Genomic DNA, 19,306 nt, shown 5'->3' on the forward strand with positions numbered 1-19,306 from the left:
GTCCGGACCGCCGATCCCGAGGGCCGGGGTCGTTCGAACAGCATTATAGCAATCCTCGGAAGCGATGACAAGCCTTCTTTTTCCGATCATCCGGCGGGGGCTCCATCCGAGGTCGCCGCCCCGGCGCCGGAAGCCGCTTCTTGCAACAGGCAGAGCAGGGTCACGGCAGCGATCGCCGCCGTCTCCGCCCTGAGGATGCGCCGCCCGAGGCCGATCGGCTCGGCACCGAGCGCGCGTAAGGCCGCCCGCTCGGCATCGGTCCAGCCGCCTTCCGGGCCGACGACGACGAGGAAACCCGGCGCGCCGGAGCCGGGAGCGTTCAAGTTCGCAACGTCCGAAGGGACGGCCTCGAACGGCCGCCGAAGATCCGGCTCCGGGCGGTTCGGAAGGAGGCGGGCCAGGAGGTTCGGGGCGCCGGTCAGCGCCTCGTCGGCGAAGTAAGCCCGGACGCCGGCCAGCCGTCCGGAGAGTTCCGCCTTGAGCGCCTCGACCCAACCGTCTGCTGGAAGGATGGGATGGAGGGCCGGCAGCCGGCTCCGGCCGCTCTGTTCCGCCGCCTCTTTGGCGATCTTCCGCCAGCGCGCCTCCCGCCGGCGGACGGCTTCCTGCCGCTCCTCGGCCGGCCGGACGACGCTCCGGGCAGCGACGAACGGGTAAAACGCCGTGATGCCGAGCTCCGTCGCCTTGGCGACGATCCAGTCCATTTTGTCGCCTTTGAGGAGCGCCTGGACGAGGACGAGGAGGGCCGGCGGCTCGCCCGCTTCCGGAAGCGTTTCAACCGGCGTCGCCCAGACCGCCTCCGGCGTCACCCGCTCGAGCCGGGCGCGAACGCGCCGGCCGGTTCCGTCGAACACTTCGATCGTCTCGCCGGGGCCAAGGCGCATCACCCGGGCGATGTGGCGGGCATCGTCACCGGAGATGACGATCCGCGCCGGTCCGATCGCCTCTGGCGGCACGTAATATCGCTGCACTCGGTGCCTCCTTTCCGCGCATTCGCCGTGTTCCCGGGTCTCGGCGATTCTGTTCATCGATCGCCGGACGACCCAAAACGCCGTCCGTCCGCCCCGGAACCGGACCGCTCCGCCCGGGTCCGCCTCGCCTACGGCCGGACGGCCCAGAGCGCCGTCCACCCGTCGGCGGAAAGCCGCTTAAGCTCGATGAGCCCATGGGCGAAAAGAAGGCGCGCCATCCGCTCCGCCTCCGCCTCGATGATCCCAGAAAGGACGATCCGTCCGCCGGAGCGAAGGCGCGGGACGGCCTCCGGGACGAGCCGCTCGTGGACGTCCGGAAGGATGTTGGCCACGAGGAGGTCAAACGGCCCCGCCTCCCCGGCGACGAGATCGCCGGCGCGCACGGTGACCCGGTCGGCGACGCCGTTTCGCCGGACGTTCTCCTCGGCGACGGCGACGGCCACCGGATCGACGTCGATCGCCCGGACGGAGGCGGCCCCGAGCATCGCCATGGCGATGGCGAGGATGCCGGTTCCGGTCCCCACATCGATCGCCGCCTCGCCCGGCCGGAGGGTCGCCTCGATCGCCCGGAGGGCGAGGATCGTCGACGGATGGGTCCCGGTCCCGAAGGCCATCCCCGGCTCCAGCCGGATGACGATCCGCCCGTCCTCCGGCGGATTTTCCCACGCCGGAACGATGATGAGGCGCTCCGACACCGGCACCGGCCGATAGTACCGCTTCCACGCTTCCGCCCAGTCGTCTTCCCGGGCCCGCCGCACGGTCACGGTGCCGGGTCCGGGGTCCAGGCCGAAGCTTCTTAAGCTCCGCACCTCCTCCGCCAACGCTTCAAGGCGCCCTTCCGCTTCTTCCGGCAGGTAGGCGGTGACGACGATCGCCCCGTCCGCCTCCCCGAAGACGACGCCCCGGGCGCCCAGCGCCATCAGCCGCTCCGCCACCGCCTCGTGGGCTTCCGCCGTCGTGGCGACGGACACCTCCAGCCAGTCCATCTTCGTCTCCTTTCCGCCCGTTGTCGCCGGAAGACCTTCCCGGGGCGTTCCGGCGCCGCATGTCATCCGGCCCTCCGGCGCCGCCGGTCTCCCAAGCCCTTCGAGAGGCGCGCCGCCGACGCCTTGCCGCTCCGCCGAAAGCGGCGCGCTCGATCGCCGTCCTTTTGCCTCAGGCCGCGGCGGGGCGATCGGCGAAAGCCCTGCCGAATCCGGTTTGCGGCCGGGCGGTCAGTCCCCCCGGAAGGCGCGTTTCATCTTATCGAAAAACCCTTCCGAGGCATCCGCTCCTCCATCGTCTTCGTCCGGAAAGGCCTCCCGAAGAAGCTTTTTCTGCCGCTCCGTAAGCTTGGACGGCACCCGCACGATCACCCGGACGAGGAGATCGCCCCGGCCCCGGCCGCGGACGTCCGGAAATCCCTTCCCCCTGAGGTGAAAGACGGTATGCGACTGCGTCCCCGGCGGGATCGTGAGCCGGGCCTTTCCGTCCATCGTCGGCACGTCGATCTCCCCGCCCAGCGCCGCCCGGAGAAACGAGATCGGCTGCTCGAGGTAAAGGTCGTTTCCCCGGCGCTCGAAGCGGGGGTGCGGCCGGATGCGAAACGTGAGATACAGGTCCCCCGGCGGGCCGCCGCGGTGCCCGGCCTCCCCTTCCCCGGCGACGCGGAGCTCGGTCTGTTCGTCGATGCCCGGCGGAATGCGGACCTTGACCGTCTTCTTCCGCCGGACCCGGCCGGTGCCGCGGCAGACGGGACACGGTTCGGCGATGACCCGGCCGCTCCCGCCGCACGTCGGACACGTGCGGCGGGTGACGATCTGACCGAACGGCGTCCGCTGCACCGATTCGACGGTGCCGCGGCCGCCGCACGTCGGGCACGCCTTCGGCGCCGTGCCGGCCCGGGCGCCGGTTCCGCCGCAGGCGTCGCAGACGTCGTCTTTTTCCAGGTCGAGGTCGACCGTCTTGCCGAAGTAGGCGTCTTCAAAGTCGATCGTCAGCGTAAGCCGGAGATCCCGCCCCGGCCGCGGGCCGTCGGCCCGCCGGCCGCGGCCGCCGCCGAAAAACATGTCGATGAGATCGTCGAAGACGCCGAAGTCGCCCGCTCCGGCGTCAAATCCCCCGAACCCGCCGGCCCCGCCGGCGCCGCCGGCCGCTTGGGCGCCGGAGACGCCGGCGTGGCCGAAGCGGTCGTAGGCGGCCCGCTTTTCCGGATCGGAGAGAACTTCGTACGCTTCGTTGATCTCCTTAAATTTTTCTTCGGCGTCCGGGGCCTTGTTGACGTCCGGATGGTACTGGCGCGCCAGGCGGCGGTACGCCTTTTTGATCTCCTCGGGACTGGCATCCCGGGAGACGCCGAGCACCTCGTAGTAGTCCCGCTTCACCGGATCTCACCTCCCCCGACCGACGGCCCAGAAGACCCCGGGCGCCGACCGAACGAACGGCCGACGTTCCCCGGCGGCCGACCGGCCGCCGGCGCGGCCCGTCTCCGAGACAAAACGGCGCTTGGGACGGCGCCCAAGCGCTCAACCTCCAGCCAAGACGAGGGGGACGCAAACGAAAAGCGTTACGCCCTTCCGTCTTCCTTTTTGACCTCCTCGTACTGGGCGTCGACGACGTTGTCCTTGTTCGCCCCGCCGCCACCCTCGCCGCCCGGGGAGGTTTTCGCCTGCTCGTACAGCTTCGTCGTCAGGCCGTGCAGGACGGCGGTGAGGGCGTCTTTCTTCGCCCGGATGGCCGCCTCGTCGTCTTTGCCGAGCGCCTCCCGAAGCTCCCGGATCGCCGCCTCGGCCTTTTCCCGGTCGTCCGCCGACACCTTGTCGCCGAGATCCTTAAGCGTCCGCTCGGTGGAGTAGATGAGCTGGTCCGCCTCGTTTTTGAGTTCGATGAGCGCCTTCCGCTTTTTGTCTTCTTCGGCGTACTGCTCGGCCTCTTTGATCATCCGCTGGATCTCTTCTTCGCTGAGGCCGCTCGAGGCGTGGACGGTGATTTTTTGTTCTTTTCCGGTGGCGAGGTCTTTCGCCGAGACGTGGACGATGCCGTTGGCGTCGATGTCGAACTTGACCTCGATCTGGGGCACGCCCCGGGGCGCCGGCGGGATGCCTTCGAGGATGAAGCGACCGAGGGACTTGTTGTCCTTCGCCAGCGGCCGCTCGCCCTGGAGGACGTGGATCTCGACGGACGTCTGGTTGTCGGCGGCGGTGGTGAAGATCTGGGAGCGGCTCGTCGGAATGGTCGTGTTCCGCTCGATGATCTTCGTAAAGACGCCGCCCAGCGTCTCGATGCCGAGGGAAAGGGGTGTGACGTCGAGGAGGACGACGTCCTTCACCTCGCCGGCCAACACCCCGGCCTGGATCGCCGCCCCGAGGGCGACGACCTCATCGGGGTTGATCCCCTTGTACGGCTCTTTGCCGATGAACGCCTTGACCGCTTCCTGGACCGCCGGAATGCGGGTCGAACCGCCGACGAGGATCACCTTGTCGATGTCCTGGGGCTTGAGCCCGGCGTCTTCGAGGGCCTGCCGGAGCGGCCCCATCGTCCGCTCGACGAGGTGCCGGGTGAGCTCTTCGAACTTGGCCCGGGTGAGGGTCATCTCGAGATGCTTCGGCCCGCTCGCGTCGGCGGCGATGAACGGGAGCGAGATCGTCGTCGAGAGCATGCTGGAAAGCTCTTTTTTCGCCTTTTCCGCCGCCTCTTTGAGCCGCTGAACGGCCATCGGATCTTTGGACAGGTCGATGCCGTGCTCTTTTTTGAACTCGGCGATCAGATGGTCCATGATCGCCTGGTCGAAATCGTCGCCGCCGAGGTGGTTGTCGCCGCTTGTGGCCTTCACTTCAAAGACGCCGCCGCCGATCTCGAGGATGGAGACGTCGAACGTGCCGCCGCCTAAGTCGAAGACGAGGATCGTCTGGTCGTCCTCCTTGTCGAGGCCATAGGCGAGGGCCGCCGCCGTCGGTTCGTTGATGATCCGAAGGACCTCCAGGCCGGCGATACGGCCGGCGTCCTTCGTCGCCTGCCGCTGGGCGTCGTTGAAATAGGCCGGCACGGTGATGACGGCCTTCTCCACCTTTTCCCCCAGATAGGCTTCGGCGTCGTCCTTGAGCTTCTTTAAGATCATGGCCGAGATCTCCTGCGGCGTGTATTTCTTGCCGTCGATCTCGACCTTGTAGTCGGTGCCCATGTGCCGCTTGATCGAGAGGATCGTCCGGGTCGGGTTGGTGATCGCCTGCCGCTTCGCCGCCTCGCCGACGATCCGCTCGCCGTCGGGCTTGAACGCGACCGCCGACGGCGTCGTGCGGCTTCCTTCCGCGTTCGGGATGACGACCGGTTCGCCGCCTTCGAGGACGGCGACGACGGAGTTGGTCGTGCCGAGGTCGATGCCGATCACTTTGCCCATGCTCGTACCCCCTTCTTTCAGCGATCTTTCAGCGATCCGGCCGGCCGACGACGCCGACCTCCGCTACGATTCGACGACCTTGACCATCGCCGGACGGAGAAGCTTGTCGTGCAACCGGTAACCCTTCTGCAGCTCCTCGGCAACGGTGCCGGGCGAAAGACCCTCCGCCTTCGGCACGAGGCCGACGGCGTGGTGGACCGCGGGATCAAACGGCTGCCCGACGGCCTCCACCGGACGGACGCCGACGGCGTCCAGCGCCTGAAGCAGCTGGCGATACACCATGTCGACGCCGTCGACGAAGCCACGAAAGACGTCTGCCGGCACAGCCCCGGCGCCCGTTCCGACGGCCTCCGCCCCGGGGGCCTCCGCCTTTTCCCCGCCGGCGCCGAGATGGGCCATCGCCTGGGCGAGGGCCCGCTCGAAGGTGTCGAGGATGGGCAAAAGCCGCTCCGCCAGCGGCTCGGGGCCGTAGCGGATAAGCGCCTCCCGTTCCCGCTGCTGCCGCTTTTTATAGTTGTCAAAGTCGGCGGCCAGGCGGACGTACCGCTCCCGCCATTCGGCGGCCTCCCGTTCCGCCTCCGCCTTCTCTGCGAGGACGCCGGCGCACGGGTCGGGCGCTTCCGCCGCCTCCGGTTCGGCCGCCTCTCCGACCGCCCCATCGCCGGGGGGCGCATCCGGCGAAGCGCCGGAGGGGGCGTCATCCCCTCCTTCGACGGCTGAAGCGGAGGCGTCCCCGGCGGCCCGGGCGAACCCTCCGTCGGAGACGCCGGCCGGCGCAAGCCCATCGCCGGCGGCCAGTGCGGGGCCTTTGCCGGCACTCGGCGCGGGGCGCTCGCCGAACGCCGCGTCGTAGGGCGCCTTGTCTTCTGAGCGTCTTACGTCCATCGGCCGTTCACCTCAAGAGACGATCCCGAGCGCCCTCGCGCCCGGGATCGAAGGTTTCCGTCGCCTACCCTAAGCCGCGCTCCCTCCAGGCGTCGAAGATGAACGAAAGCGCGGACAGAAGCCCGATCGCCTTGGCGTAATCCATCCGCGGGGGACCGATGATGCCGATGGTCGTCCGCTGCCCCTCGCCGACGGTGAGCGTCGCCGTGACGAGGCTCAGAGGACTCCCGAGGCCGAGGACGTCCTCCAGACCGATGTGAACCTGCACGCCGTCTTCGACCTGCCGGAGGACGGTAAAGAGCGGCTCCTCGGCTTCAAACAGTTTCAAAAGCTCCCGCACCCGGTCGACGCTCCGGAACTCCGGCTGGGCGATGATCTCCGTCGTCCCGTCGACGATGAGCCGGGCCTCTTCCCGGGGGTGAAGGAGCGCCTCGAAAAAGCGCTCCGCCCGGAAGAGCGCCTCCCGATTCGATTCCATCGCCTGCGCAAGCAGCCGGTGGATCTTCGGCGCGAGCGTCGAGATCGCCGTGCCTTTGAGCTCGGCGTTGATTCGTTCGACGAGATGGGCCAGATCCTCCGTCGACAGGCCCTGAGGCAGCTCGACGACCTTGTGTTCGACGTGGCCGGTGTCGGTGACGAGGACGGTCACCGCCCGAGCCTCGTCCAGCGGGACGAACTCGAGCTTCACCAGCCGAGCGGTGAACACCTCCGGCCCGAGGGCGACGACGGCGTAGTGGGTGAGCTCCGCCAGGATCGCCGCCGTCTTCCTGAGCGCCTCCTCGATCTCGACGGAACGGGCGTAGAAGCGCCGTTCCAGGGCTTCGACCCACGCCCGGTCGATCGCCTCCGGCGTCAGCAAATGATCGACGTAGTAGCGGTAGCCTTTGTACGAAGGGATGCGGCCAGCGGACGTGTGGGGCTGCTCGAGGTAGCCCATCGCTTCCAGGTCGGCCATCTCGTTCCGGATGGTCGCCGGGCTCAAGTTGAGCCCCGTCAGGCGCGCGATCGTCCGGGAGCCGACCGGCTCCGCCGAGCGGATGTAGTTTTCTACGACGGCCTGGAGGATGGCGCGTTGCCGTTCGGTCAGCACGGCCATCACCTCCCGACGTTAGCACTCGAACGGAACGAGTGCTAACTCATTTCCAAATGTACCAGACGACCGCCGCCGTTGTCAACGGTCATCGAACAAAAATTCAGCGAGCACCGCGTTCATCACGGGGCGGACCGCCTCCGGCAGCCGAACCCCCCGCTCGTCGATGACGATCAGCCCCTCGGCCTCAAGCCGCCGGAGGACCGGGCCGTAGACGTCTTCGAGGTCGACGCCGAAGCGGCGGCGAAACGCATCCCGGCGGACGCCCTCGGCGAGGCGAAGCCCGAGGAACATCGTCTCCTCGATCGCCTCCCGACGACCGACCGGCCGAACCTCGGTGCGGAATTCCGAAAGCGTCCGGGCTCGGGCATAGCGGGGAAGGGACGGCACGTTCGCCGTCCGGACGCCGAAGGCGTAACCGTGGGCGCCGGGGCCGAAGCCGAAATACGGCCGGTTGTTCCAGTAGGCGAGGTTGTGCCGCGACCGGCCGCCGGGGCGGGCGAAGTTCGACACTTCGTACGGTTCGAAGCCGGCATCCCGGGCCGCCGCGACGACAAAGGCGTACATTTCGACCACCTGCTCGTCGTCGGGAAGCGGAAGCGCCCCGTAAGCCCGCATCCGGCCGAAACGGGTCGCCTCGGCGACTTCCAGCGCGTACGCCGAGAGGTGATCGATCGGAAGTCCGAACGCCCGCCGGACGTCCGTCGCCCAGCCCTCGAACGTCTGACCCGGCAGGCCGTAGATGAGGTCGAGCGAAAGGTGAACAAACCCCGCCTCCCGCGCGGCCAGCACCGCCTCCTCCGCCTCCCGGCCGGTGTGCTGACGCCCGAGCGCCAATAACTGCGCATCGTCAAACGTCTGCACGCCGACGCTCAACCGGGTCGTCCCCCGGCCGCGAAGCCGGCGGAGGAGGGCCTGGCCCTCGTCTCCGACGAGGCCTTCCGGATTCGCTTCGACGGTCCATTCCATCCCCGGCGCCCGACGGGGAAACGCCCGCTCGAGAAGATCGAAAAGCCGCTCCAGCGCCGCCGGTGAAAGAGCCGTCGGCGTGCCGCCGCCGAGATAAAGCGTCTCGATCGGAAAAGGATAGGCGCCGCCGTACGGCGCGAGGACGAGGGCGAGCTCCCGCTCGAGCGCCTCGAGGTAGAGCGCCTCCCACGGCGTCCGCGGCCCGACGAAGACGGCAAAGTCGCAGTAATGGCACTTGGCGCCACAAAACGGGACGTGCACGTAGACGTGCCGCGGCGCCGCCTCCGGATCGGACCCCGCCGGTTCGGCCGTCGCGCCCGTTTCGACCGCTCCCGGCTCCGGCATCGTCTCCCCCCTCTCGAGCCCCTCGGCGATGAAGCGACGCAAAGCAAAAACCGCCCGTCGCTGGCCCGGCCGATGCGCGACGCCGGCGACCGGCCTCCCGACCCGGACCGAAGCCGGCCTAGCCCCCGTTTCGGCCGCCCTCGTCGACCTGGAGCACGGCGATAAACGCCTCCTGCGGGATCTCGACGTTCCCGATCGCCTTCAGGCGCTTTTTGCCTTCTTTCTGCTTTTCGAGCAGCTTCCGCTTCCGGGTGACGTCGCCGCCGTAACATTTGGCGAGGACGTTTTTCCGGAGGGCCTTCACCGTCTCCCGGGCGATGACGCGGCTTCCGATCGCCGCCTGGATCGGAATTTCAAACAGCTGCCGCGGGATGAGCGTCTTCAGCTTTTCCACGAGCGCACGGCCGCGGTAGTATGCCTTGTCCCGGTGGACGATGACGCTCAAGGCGTCGACCGGCTCGCCGTTGATGAGGATGTCCATCTTGACGAGGTTCGACGGACGGTAGTCGGCGAGCTCGTAGTCGAACGAGGCGTAACCGCGGGTCCGGGATTTCAGCTGGTTGAAGAAATCGAAGACGACTTCCGCGAGGGGAAGGTCGTAGACGAGCTGCACCCGGTTCGGCGTCAGGTAATCCATGGTCTGAAAGACGCCCCGCTTCTCCTGGCAGAGTTCCATCACCGCCCCGACGTAGTCGTTCGGGACGAGAATCGTCGCCCGAATGAACGGCTCTTCGATCGCCTCGATGAGGCCGGCGTCGGGCATCTTCGACGGGTTGTCGACCTCCCGCACCTCGCCGTTTTTGAGCTTGACCCGGTAGACGACGCTCGGCGCCGTGACGATGAGATTGAGCCCGAACTCCCGCTCGAGGCGCTCCTGGACGATCTCCATGTGCAGAAGCCCCAGAAAGCCGCAGCGAAACCCGAACCCAAGCGCCTGAGACGTCTCCGGCTCGAAGGTGAGCGACGCGTCGTTCAGCTTTAATTTTTCCAGCGCGTCCTTTAAGTCGTCGTAGTCGTCGGAGTCGACCGGATACAGCCCGGCGAAGACGACCGGGAGCACCTTCCGGTAGCCCGGGAGCGGCTCCGGCGCCGGCCGGCGGGCGTGGGTGATCGTGTCGCCGACGCGGGTGTCGGCGATCGTCTTGACGCTCGCGGCGACGTAGCCCACCTCGCCGGCGGAAAGTTCCTCGACCGAAGTCGGCCGCGGCGCGAAGACGCCGAGCTCCGTCACCGTGTGCACCTTGCCGGTGGCCATGAAGAGGATCTCGTCGCCGATGCGGATCGTCCCGTCCTTCACCCGGATGAGGGCGACGACGCCCCGATACGGGTCGTAAAACGAATCGAAGATGAGCGCCCGAAGCGGCGCCTCCGGGTCACCGGCGGGCGGCGGGATTTTGGCGACGATCTGCTCGAGGATCGCGTCGACGCCGATCCCGAGCTTCGCCGAAGCGAGGACCGCCTCCGAAGCGTCGAGGCCGATGACCTCTTCGATCTCCCGTTTCACCCGCTCCGGATCGGCGCTCGGGAGATCGATCTTGTTAATCACCGGAAGAATTTCCAGGTCGTTTTCCAGGGCGAGGTAGACGTTCGCGAGCGTCTGCGCTTCGATCCCTTGCGTTGCGTCGACGACCAGGAGCGCCCCCTCGCAGGCGGCGAGCGACCGGGAGACTTCATACGTGAAGTCGACGTGGCCGGGCGTATCGATCAGGTTGAGGACGTAGCGCTCGCCGTCTTTCGCTCGGTAGTGGAGCCGGACGGTGTTCAGCTTGATCGTGATGCCCCGCTCTTTTTCGAGCTCAAGCTGGTCGAGAAACTGGTCTTCTTTCTCCCGCTCGCCGATGGCGCCGGTCGCCTCCAGAAGCCGGTCGGCGAGCGTCGATTTGCCGTGATCGATGTGGGCGATGATGGAGAAATTCCGGATCTTTGCCTTCGGCACGCGTTCGATGTCCGCCATCCGCGTTCCTCCTGCGACCCCCACCGTTTCGGCCCGCGGCCCGGCAATTCGCGGACCGGGATCGGAATGACCGAATGAATGATTCATTATACCACAGACTTCCCCTTCGGCGCCGCCCGGTCGCGGGCCCGGCCGGAGCCTCACATCGCCTCGAGCCGCCGGATGCGCTCCTCGATCGGCGGGTGGGTACGGAACCACCGCTCGACGTCGCCGAACGGGTTGACGAAATAAAGGTCCGCCGTCGTCTCCGTCGCCCGGGCGACCTTGGCCGGCGCCTCTTTGAGGCGCGTCAGGGCCTTGATGAGCCCCCGGGGATTGCGAGTGAAGTTCACCGCCTGGGCGTCGGCGTAAAACTCCCGGTTGCGCGAAAGGGCAAACCGCGTAAGCTGCGCCGCCAGCGGCGCCAGGAGCAGCACCAAAAGCGCAAGAAGGATGATTAGGGCCTCCGGGCCGCCCCGGTCGCTCCGGCGCCTCCGCTCCCGTTCTCCGGCGCCGAACCAGAGGAGCCTCCGGCCGATGTCGGCCAGGAGGACGATGACGCCGACGAGGGCGACGGCGAGCGTCATGAGGCGGGAGTCGCCGTTGTGCAGGTGGGCGATCTCATGGGCGGCAACGCCTTCCAGCGCCTCCCGGTCCATGATCCGAAGGAGCCCCGTCGTAAAGGCGACGGCTCCCCGATCCGGCGCAAAGCCGACGGCAAAGGCGTTCGGCGCCTCGTCGTCGACGACGTACACCTTCGGCTTCGGCAGCCGGGCGGCGAGGGCGACCTCCTCGACGACGTGATGGAGCTCCGGCGCCTCGGCTTCCGTCACTTCCCGGGCGCCGGTCAGGGCGAGCACCTGCGCCGACGCCGTAAAATAGGTGAGCGGCAGATACACCGCCGCAAACAAAAGCGCGCCGGCGAGCCCGGCGCGGACGTCTCCGAAGAGCGTGCCTGCGGCCCAGCCCGTCGCCGCGACGAGGGCGACGAACACGACAAGAAGCGCCGCCGTCCGCCGGCGGTTTTGCCGGAGCGCCTCATAGAGCATGCCGATCCCCCGCCCGCCTCACGTGAACCTGACCTGCGGCGCCTCCCGCTCCGCCTCCGGGATGGCAAGGAGCTCCATCGGCCCGAAGCCGAACATCCCGGCGATGAGGTTCGTCGGAAACGACTCCCGCCGGATGTTGTATTCGGCGGCGGTCCGGTTGTAAAGCTGCCGGGCGTAGGCGACTTTGTTTTCCGTCGTCGCAAGCTCCTCCTCAAGCCGGAGGAAGGTCTCGTTCGCCTTGAGGTCCGGGTATGCCTCGGCGAGGGCGAAAAGCTGCCGGAGCGTCCCCGTCAGCGCATTGTCCGCCTCCACCCGCTCCACCGGCGAGCCGCTGATGAGGCGGCTTCGCATCTCGATGACCTTGGCGAGGGTCTCCTGCTCGTACTGCATGTAGCCCTTCACCGTCTCGACGAGGTTCGGGATGAGGTCGTGCCGCCGCTTGAGCTGCACATCGATCTGGGCCCAGGCCTCCTTCGCCCAGTTGCGGTAGCGGACGAGGCCGTTGTAGCCGGCGATGACGTAAAGGACGAGGAGGACAAGGACGCCGAGCAGGATCCAGCCGATCATCGGAGCGCTCCTTTCGAGGCCCGGCGGGCATTTTCCCGGTTTTCAGTATACCATACCGCCGGAACGCGGGTGAACAAAAGAAAACGTGCAACCGTTCTTTAATTTCGTGACACGATGCTGGCAATCCCTTGACCGCCGCCGATGCAGAGCGTCGCCATGCCATATTGCACGTTTCTCCGACGCATTTCATGGACGAGCGTGACCAGAATTCGCGCTCCGCTCGCCCCTAAGGGATGTCCCAGCGCGATTGCGCCTCCGTTTACGTTTAACACCGCGTCAGGAATTTCAAGTTCCCGCTGCACAGCCAACGTTTGAGCGGCAAAGGCTTCATTCACTTCAACGAGGTCAAGACGATCCATCGATAATCCGGCTTTCTTTAACGCTTTACGCGCTGCCGGAATCGGACCAAGACCCATGAACCGCGGATCGACGCCGGCACTGGCATGGGTTAAGAGCATGGCCAACGGCTTTAAGCCGAGCGCCTCTGCTTTGGCATCGCTCATGATCACCAACGCGGCCGCGCCATCATTTAAACCCGACGCATTGCCGGCCGTCACCGTGCCGTCCGGCTTAAAAGCCGGAGGAAGGCTGCGGAGTTTTTCCAACGTCGTATCCGGGCGCGGATGTTCGTCGTTTTCTACCCACACCACTTCACCACGTTCATTTCGAACGGCCACCGGGACAATTTCTTCCTTGAAGAGGCCGCGCTCCATGGCTCGCGCCGCCTTTGTTTGGCTCGACAGCGCAAATCGATCTTGTTCCTCACGCATAATCGCATAACGCTCGGCGATGTTTTCCGCCGTAACGCCCATATGCACGTCATAAAACGCGTCCCATAGCCCGTCCAGGAGCATGCTGTCGAGGAGCGTTTGATGTCCCATACGAAAACCGCCTCGCGCCTCCGGCAAAAGATATGGCGCGCGGCTCATGCTTTCCATACCGCCGGCAACGATGACCTCGGCTTCCCCGGATTCGATCGCTTTGGCCGCCAATTGCACCGCTTTCAGTCCGGAACCGCAGACCATATTGACCGTATACGCCGGGACGTCGTAAGGCAGACCGGCGCGCACCGCCGCCTGTCGGGCGGGATTTTGCCCTTGCCCGGCCTGCAACACATTGCCCATGATGACTTCGTCAACTTCTTCCGGCGGAAGGCCCACCCGTTCCAGCGCGCCCCGAATCGCCGTCGCACCGAGCTCGACCGCCGATACGGTTTTCAACCGCCCGCCGTATTTTCCGACGGGCGTGCGTACAGCACTGACGATGACGGCCATCCTTTTTGTCATCCTAGATCACCTTCACAAAAAGTGCGGTTCAATTTTCTGCTCAAGCGCCTGGAGCACTTCAAGCGACGAGCCGGCCGGCGGTCCGCATCTTCACGAGCTCCACTGGCGATTTTAAAACGATCATGTCGGCGATCCCTCGAGGGCCGACCGGATGCGGCGGAAGACGTCGTCGATGGCGCCGAGGCCGTCGATCTCGGCGAGCACGCCCCGGGCGCGGTAGAAGTCGATCAGCGGCGCCATCGCCGCCGCGTTCACCCGCAGGCGTTCGGCGACCGTCTCTGGCCGATCGTCGTCCCGCTGGTAGAGTTCCCCGCCGCACCGGTCGCAGACGCCGGAGACCTTCGGCGGATTGAACTCGAGGTGGGTCGTCGCCCCGCACCGGCGGCAGATCCGGCGGCCGGCGAGACGCCGGATGAGGACGTCTTCCGGGACGGCGAGGTAGAGAACCCGGTCGATCGCCCGGCCGGCATCGGCGAGAAGCCGCTCGAGCGCTTCCGCCTGGGGGATCGTCCGGGGAAAACCGTCGAGGAGGAACCCGTCCGCCGCGTCCGGCTCGGAAAGCCGCTCCCGCACGATGCCGATCGTCACCTCGTCGGGGACGAGGGCGCCGGCGTCCATGTAGCGTTTGGCCGCCAGCCCGAGGGGCGTCCCCTTCGCGACGGCCGCCCGAAACATGTCGCCGGTCGAGATGTGGGGGATGCGGTACGCGTCCCGGATCCGCTCCGCCTGCGTGCCCTTGCCGGCGCCGGGGAGGCCCATCAAGATGAGATTCATGCGCTCCCTCCTTTGCCGCCCATCGCCGCGCCATCTCACCGCCAATTCCAATGGAAAATCTAAATGGAGCGGCCTCGCCGCTCCTGATGAACATTTCAAATCTTAGTTATCACCTGCCGCCAACTTCCGGATTGCATCGACCGCCTCCGGATTCTCAAGCGATGATAGATCCCCCGGATCCTGACCAAGGTATGCGGCACGAATAGCCCTGCGTAATATTTTTGCATTTCTTGTTTTTGGAAGATCGTCAACGCAATAAACCGCCTTCGGCCGAAGCGCTTTCCCGAGCCGTTCCGCCACCCAATGGAGAATCTCCGATCTCAAATCTGATGTCCATTCCCACCCGGGTTTTAAGACGACAAAGGCCACAGGCACTTCGCCTTTAACATCGTCGGGAACGCCGATGACCGCAGATTCTTTTATCGCAGGATGAGCGGTAAGGATGGACTCAATCTCAGCCGGACCAAGACGTTTTCCGGCGACGTTCAGCGTGTCGTCGGAACGGCCTGTGATCGTCCAAAAGCCGTATTCGTCCAGAATCACCCAGTCACCGTGTACCCATATGCCGGGCCAGTGCTTCCAGTACGTCTCCTCGTAGCGCTCCGGCTCCCCCCAGAACCCTCGCGTCTGCCCGACCCACGGCGCCTTTAAGACGAGTTCCCCGACCGTTCCCCGCACGGGCTTTCCGTCCAGGTCATAGACGTCCGCCGCCATGCCCGGAAGGGCCGCGTTGAACGTGATCGGCGCGATGGGCTTGATGAGGACGTTCCCGAGGATGCCTCCGGAGATTTCCGTCCCGCCGGAGTAATTGAAGATCGGGATCCGGCCTTTTCCGACCTTCTCAAACAGCCACTTCCACGGCTCCGGGTTCCACGGTTCGCCCGTCGAACCGATGACGCGCAGGCTGCTTAGATCGTGGCGCCCGGGGTACGCTTCACCGTGCGGCATGAGCGCCCGAATGAGGGTCGGCGAAACCCCAAGGTGCGTCACCCGGTGGCGGGCCACCAGATCCCACAGGCGATCGGGGGCCGGGTGATCCGGCGTGCCGTCATAGAGCACCATCGTCGCCGCGTTGACAAGCGTGGCGAAGACGAGAAAAGGCCCCATCATCCAGCCCATGTCGGTGACCCATAGCATGACGTCGCCCGGCCTGACGTCCATGCCGAAGCCGGCGTCGAAGGCGCTTTTGAGGGGAAATCCGCCGTGGGTGTGAAGCGCCCCCTTCGGTCGGCCCGTCGTGCCGGAGGTGTAGATGATGAGGAGAGGATGGGCGCTGTCCAGCGGCCTGAACGTCTCGTTCGAGGCCGGGGCGTAGGGAGGCGTGCCCGTCTCCAACGCCTCCCATTCGACGTCGCGCCCGGTCTGTAAACGTCCCACCCGCCCCGCCCGCCGGACGACGATGACCCGCTCCACGTACGGCGCTCGCTCCACCGCCCGGTCGGCCTCTTCTTTCATCGCCACCAGCCGTCCGCGGCGAAAGAAGCCGTCGGCGGTGATGAGGATCTTCGGCTTGGCGCTCTCCAGCCGGGTCCAGACGGCTTCCGCGCCGTAGCCGGAGAACATCGGCACGGTGACGGCGCCGATTTGCGCCGCCGCCAACAGGGCCACCACCGCTTCCGGAACCATCGGCAGGTACAGGGCCACCCGATCCCCCGGCTGCAAGCCAAAGCGGACCAGCCCTTGAGCGACGCGATCCACCCACGCGGCCAGCTCGGCATAAGAAACGCGCTTCGTCTGCCCCTCTTCGCCTTCCCAGATGAGCGCCGGGCGGTCGCGAACGAGCGGGTCCTTCAGCCACTTGCCGAGGGCGTCGTAAGCGGCGTTGAGCTTCCCGCCGACGAACCACTCCGGCCACATCGGCCCGCGGCGTAAATCGAGCACCCGTTCGTACGGCTTCATCCAGGCGATGCCGAGCGCCTTTTCCGCCTCGCCCCAAAACCAGGCCACATCGCGAACGGACGCGGCGTAGAAGGTGTCGTAGTCTTCAAAACCCAAGGACTTCATCCATCGGTAAAGCCGGGTCTCGCGGATGAACGCCTCAGACGGATGCCAGACGGGCTCGGCCATGCGCAAGCCTCCTTATTGCTCTGCACATCCGCCTTCGCTTACTTGCGGGTCGGTTCGGCGCGCTCCGGAACCGGCTGGCCGAGCCATTCGCGGTAGAACGTCTCGATATCCGGCTCCCAGTTGTGGATCACCGGGTACCAGGGCGTCGGCGCTTCCACCTCCAGCAGCGTGCCACAGTTCGGGCAGTAATACTCCCGGAAAACCTGCCAATTCGGGTCCGGCGCCATCAGCTTAGGATAAATTTCGTTCAACGTTTCCTCCGTGTCCCGCACGTAGATGAGCGCATGCAGCTTCCAATTGTCCCGGTAGTCGCAGAATTCGTGACCGCAATCGCACTTAATTACCCACTCTTTTGTGTCTTTCTTTTGCACGATGTACAGGTGATACTGGTAAGGAAGGATGATGCGGTCCTCCCACGGCACCCGTTCCTGCAAGATCTCCAGGTACAGCCGGAAGCGCTCGGGGTCTTTGGGCTCCGAGAGCATGCGATGCAGCGTCTCCCAATCGATCGTCCCGTCGATCAGCTCTTCAATTTTCTTTCGATCGTAGGCCATAGGATGAACCTCCTTATGGGTGTCATCTTCCTCGTTAATTTGAGTGGACGTTCGGAGGGCTTGAGGAGGGCGGAACTTGCCGCCCCCCTGTCGCGCCTTACTCTTCGACGAGCACGAGACGCTTTACGTCGGGCAGCTGTTCCACGCTCATGCGATGCTTCGCACCGAAGGTCGGAACCTCCAGTTCTTCCTCGGTCAAGCTCCAATCCTCCGGGAGATCCCAGAAGCGCTTGAATTCCTCCAAAAACCGAGGGCTCAGCTGGAAGCTCGTCGCGAACATGTGACGGACCTGCACCGAGGCTTCCTTGCGCAAGATGCGCTCCCGCTCCTCCTTCATCCACTCGCGCGTCGGCTTCCCGCGGGCGATGCGCTCTTTGCGGATCTCCGCACGGCGCTTTTCGGTGGCCTCCCGATCCACATGCCAGCGGCCTTGCGCATCTTGAACGATGACCGCCCCGTACACCTTTTCCGCGTAGCGGGGAAGCAGGTAACCGCCGTTTAAGTCCGCTTCGATCTTCGCAGGATCGCGCTCAATCGGATCGCCGAAACCGGGACCGCCGCGCAAGTAGTTCAGGTAGAGATCGTAGTTCTCAAAGATCGTCTCCGTGGTCATCGTTTGCTTATCCCGCTTGATGGTTTGGGCCTTCATGAGCTTCTCGTACTCGGGATGGTCCGGATCGGCGTCAGGCCCCAGCGGAATCGGCTGTCCCTTCTCGATCCGTTCTTTCAGATCGGTGCCATGGGCTTCGAAGCGATAGCCGGCGGCCGACGGATAGCCTCCCATAAGCCCCCAGTCGCTCACCATATACCCGTTCCCCATGAAGAACATGGTCCAGTCCTTGGCGTTGTACACCATGCGGAGCGTCTCATATCCGCACCCGCCGCGATACTTGCCGTAGCCGCCGGTGTTGGCCTTGACGTTGCGCCCCAGGTAAATGAGCGGCTCCGCCAGCTCCCAAATCTCCATGTCGCCCATGTCGCCCTCGGGGTTCCAGATCGCCGCCGCGTGATCCAGGCCGTCTTTCACCGCCGAGGCCCCCGTCCCCTCGGAGGCCGCCTCAAAGCTGTTGACGGCGTGAATCTCGTCGTACTGGTTGAAGCCGCCGCCCTGGAGCCAGTTGGACGTGTTGGCGTTGCCGGCGTTGACTTCTTCGAGATACCCGCGGGCAAAGTAGGCCGTGCTGAGGCTTCGCCAGATGGCGCTCCAGGCGGAAACCAGGAAGTGCCAGGCGTACGAGTGGGCCGAGCGGCGATCGTCCGGGTTCTGCCATGTCCCCCTGGGCAAGCGGAATTGCGTGGCGTAATAGGCCCCGTCATTGACGAGTTCCGTGGGAATCAAGGTCTGCGTCATCATGACCCAGATGCCGCTGGTAAACGAGACCGGTTGCGCGTTGAACGAATGCCAGCCCCAGCGGCTCGAACCGTCAAAATCGAGCTTCCAGGTGCCGTCCGCATGGATCGTGATTTCATGCGGTGCGTGCATGATCGTGTCGACTTTGGCATAAGGCGGAACGTTCACGTCCGGATGCTTATAACCGACGTCGACGAACGCCACCGCCCGGTACTTCCCCGGCACCGTCATCGACTTGATCCTGCGGATGAGACCTCGGCGCCCGTCCTCCACGATCTCGTAGGCAAACTTCATATAGTTGTCGATCCCGACTTCCCGGATGAGGTCGAGCACCAGATCGCGGATCATGTGGGCGCCGGCAATGCGGGTGCGCTCATCGAGCAGCCAGTAGCGCGTCGTGCGGATCGAGCGCTGGCTTTCGTGGAGCCAGTCGCGGAGGGGACGGTCGTTTTCTCCGGTTTTCCGGCAGGTCACCTGGTAACCGTCGCCGAAGCGCTGCACCGGCCCCATGGTCATCGACCCCGGGCCAAGGGCGCCGGTATCGATGACGTGCGTCACGCCGCCGACCCAGCCGACCAGCCGATCTTCCCAGAAGATGGGGACGATCGTATGCACGTCGCAGGGGTGAACGTTGCCCAGCATGCAGTCGTTGTTGGTGAAAATGTCGCCCGGCCGAATCCCCGGGTTTTCTTCCCAACCGTTTTCGATCATGTATTTGATGGCCGCCCCCATCGTTCCGACGTGGATGATGATGCCCGTGGACGTCATGAGTGAATCGCCGGCGGGGTTGTACAGCGTAAAGCAGAGCTCACCCTCCTGCTCGACGATCGGCGAAGCGGCAATGCGCTTCGCCGTCTCGCGGGCATGGACGACGCCGGCGCGAAGCCGCGAAAACATTTTGTTGTAAAGAATCGGGTCGCTCTCCTTGAGTTCCAGATTCTTAAGACCGGCATAATGCCCCGTCTCCCGCGTGAGCCGCATCACCGCATCGCGGTGTGTTTTGAGCGTCTGTCCTTCCAACTTCAATGGACGAAAGTCAAGGCCCAGTTGCGTTTTCGCCATTTGGACCTTCCTCCTTCAAATTTGTGAT

Annotated in this window: 15 protein-coding genes; all 15 read right to left on the reverse strand. The window is 65.5% G+C overall.

The annotated features are described in order from the left end of the window. Positions 1–86 precede the first annotated feature (86 nt). Positions 87–971 carry a 16S rRNA (uracil(1498)-N(3))-methyltransferase gene (locus K2M58_RS07140; protein WP_220676985.1) on the reverse strand — a complete coding sequence of 295 codons (885 nt, stop codon included), beginning with the start codon at positions 969–971 and terminating at the stop codon, positions 87–89. A 128-nt stretch (positions 972–1,099) separates the two neighbouring features. Continuing rightward, a complete protein-coding gene (gene prmA, locus K2M58_RS07145) occupies positions 1,100–1,957 on the reverse strand; it encodes a 50S ribosomal protein L11 methyltransferase (RefSeq protein ID WP_220676986.1) in 858 nt (285 codons plus the stop codon). Between the two features lie 228 nt (positions 1,958–2,185). After that, entirely contained in the window at positions 2,186–3,334 is a 1,149-nt protein-coding gene (dnaJ, locus tag K2M58_RS07150) for a molecular chaperone DnaJ (RefSeq protein ID WP_220676987.1), read from the reverse strand. A gap of 182 nt (positions 3,335–3,516) precedes the next feature. Next, entirely contained in the window at positions 3,517–5,346 is a 1,830-nt protein-coding gene (gene dnaK, locus K2M58_RS07155; RefSeq protein ID WP_220676988.1) for a molecular chaperone DnaK, read from the reverse strand. A 63-nt stretch (positions 5,347–5,409) separates the two neighbouring features. Then, a complete protein-coding gene (locus K2M58_RS07160) occupies positions 5,410–6,231 on the reverse strand; it encodes a nucleotide exchange factor GrpE (RefSeq protein WP_220676989.1) in 822 nt (273 codons plus the stop codon). 64 nt (positions 6,232–6,295) lie between these two features. Beyond that, entirely contained in the window at positions 6,296–7,327 is a 1,032-nt protein-coding gene (gene hrcA / locus K2M58_RS07165; protein WP_220676990.1) for a heat-inducible transcriptional repressor HrcA, read from the reverse strand. A 75-nt stretch (positions 7,328–7,402) separates the two neighbouring features. Next, positions 7,403–8,635 carry a radical SAM family heme chaperone HemW gene (hemW, locus tag K2M58_RS07170; protein WP_220676991.1) on the reverse strand — a complete coding sequence of 411 codons (1,233 nt, stop codon included), beginning with the start codon at positions 8,633–8,635 and terminating at the stop codon, positions 7,403–7,405. 118 nt (positions 8,636–8,753) lie between these two features. After that, positions 8,754–10,589 carry a translation elongation factor 4 gene (gene lepA / locus K2M58_RS07175; protein WP_220676992.1) on the reverse strand — a complete coding sequence of 612 codons (1,836 nt, stop codon included), beginning with the start codon at positions 10,587–10,589 and terminating at the stop codon, positions 8,754–8,756. Positions 10,590–10,729: 140 nt separating this feature from the next. Continuing rightward, positions 10,730–11,617 (reverse strand): M48 family metalloprotease, encoded by an 888-nt coding sequence (locus K2M58_RS07180; protein ID WP_220676993.1) that lies wholly within the window; start codon positions 11,615–11,617, stop codon positions 10,730–10,732. A gap of 18 nt (positions 11,618–11,635) precedes the next feature. After that, positions 11,636–12,184 (reverse strand): LemA family protein, encoded by a 549-nt coding sequence (locus tag K2M58_RS07185; protein WP_220676994.1) that lies wholly within the window; start codon positions 12,182–12,184, stop codon positions 11,636–11,638. 98 nt (positions 12,185–12,282) lie between these two features. Then, positions 12,283–13,458 carry an acetyl-CoA C-acetyltransferase gene (locus K2M58_RS07190; RefSeq protein WP_252393411.1) on the reverse strand — a complete coding sequence of 392 codons (1,176 nt, stop codon included), beginning with the start codon at positions 13,456–13,458 and terminating at the stop codon, positions 12,283–12,285. A gap of 132 nt (positions 13,459–13,590) precedes the next feature. Then, the gene (locus K2M58_RS07195; RefSeq protein ID WP_220676996.1) at positions 13,591–14,244 is read right to left on the reverse strand and encodes an adenylate kinase; all 654 of its coding nucleotides are present in this window, start codon (positions 14,242–14,244) and stop codon (positions 13,591–13,593) included. Positions 14,245–14,346: 102 nt separating this feature from the next. Then, a complete protein-coding gene (locus K2M58_RS07200) occupies positions 14,347–16,311 on the reverse strand; it encodes an AMP-binding protein (RefSeq protein WP_220676997.1) in 1,965 nt (654 codons plus the stop codon). A 38-nt stretch (positions 16,312–16,349) separates the two neighbouring features. Then, entirely contained in the window at positions 16,350–16,865 is a 516-nt protein-coding gene (locus K2M58_RS07205; RefSeq protein ID WP_220676998.1) for an acetone carboxylase subunit gamma, read from the reverse strand. A 97-nt stretch (positions 16,866–16,962) separates the two neighbouring features. After that, positions 16,963–19,278, reverse strand: a complete 2,316-nt coding sequence (locus K2M58_RS07210) for a hydantoinase B/oxoprolinase family protein (RefSeq protein ID WP_220676999.1) — start codon at positions 19,276–19,278, stop codon at positions 16,963–16,965. Between the last annotated feature and the right edge of the window lie 28 nt (positions 19,279–19,306).

This window comes from Hydrogenibacillus sp. N12 (assembly GCF_019645935.1).
GTDB lineage: Bacteria > Bacillota > Bacilli > Thermicanales > DSM-22653 > Hydrogenibacillus > Hydrogenibacillus schlegelii.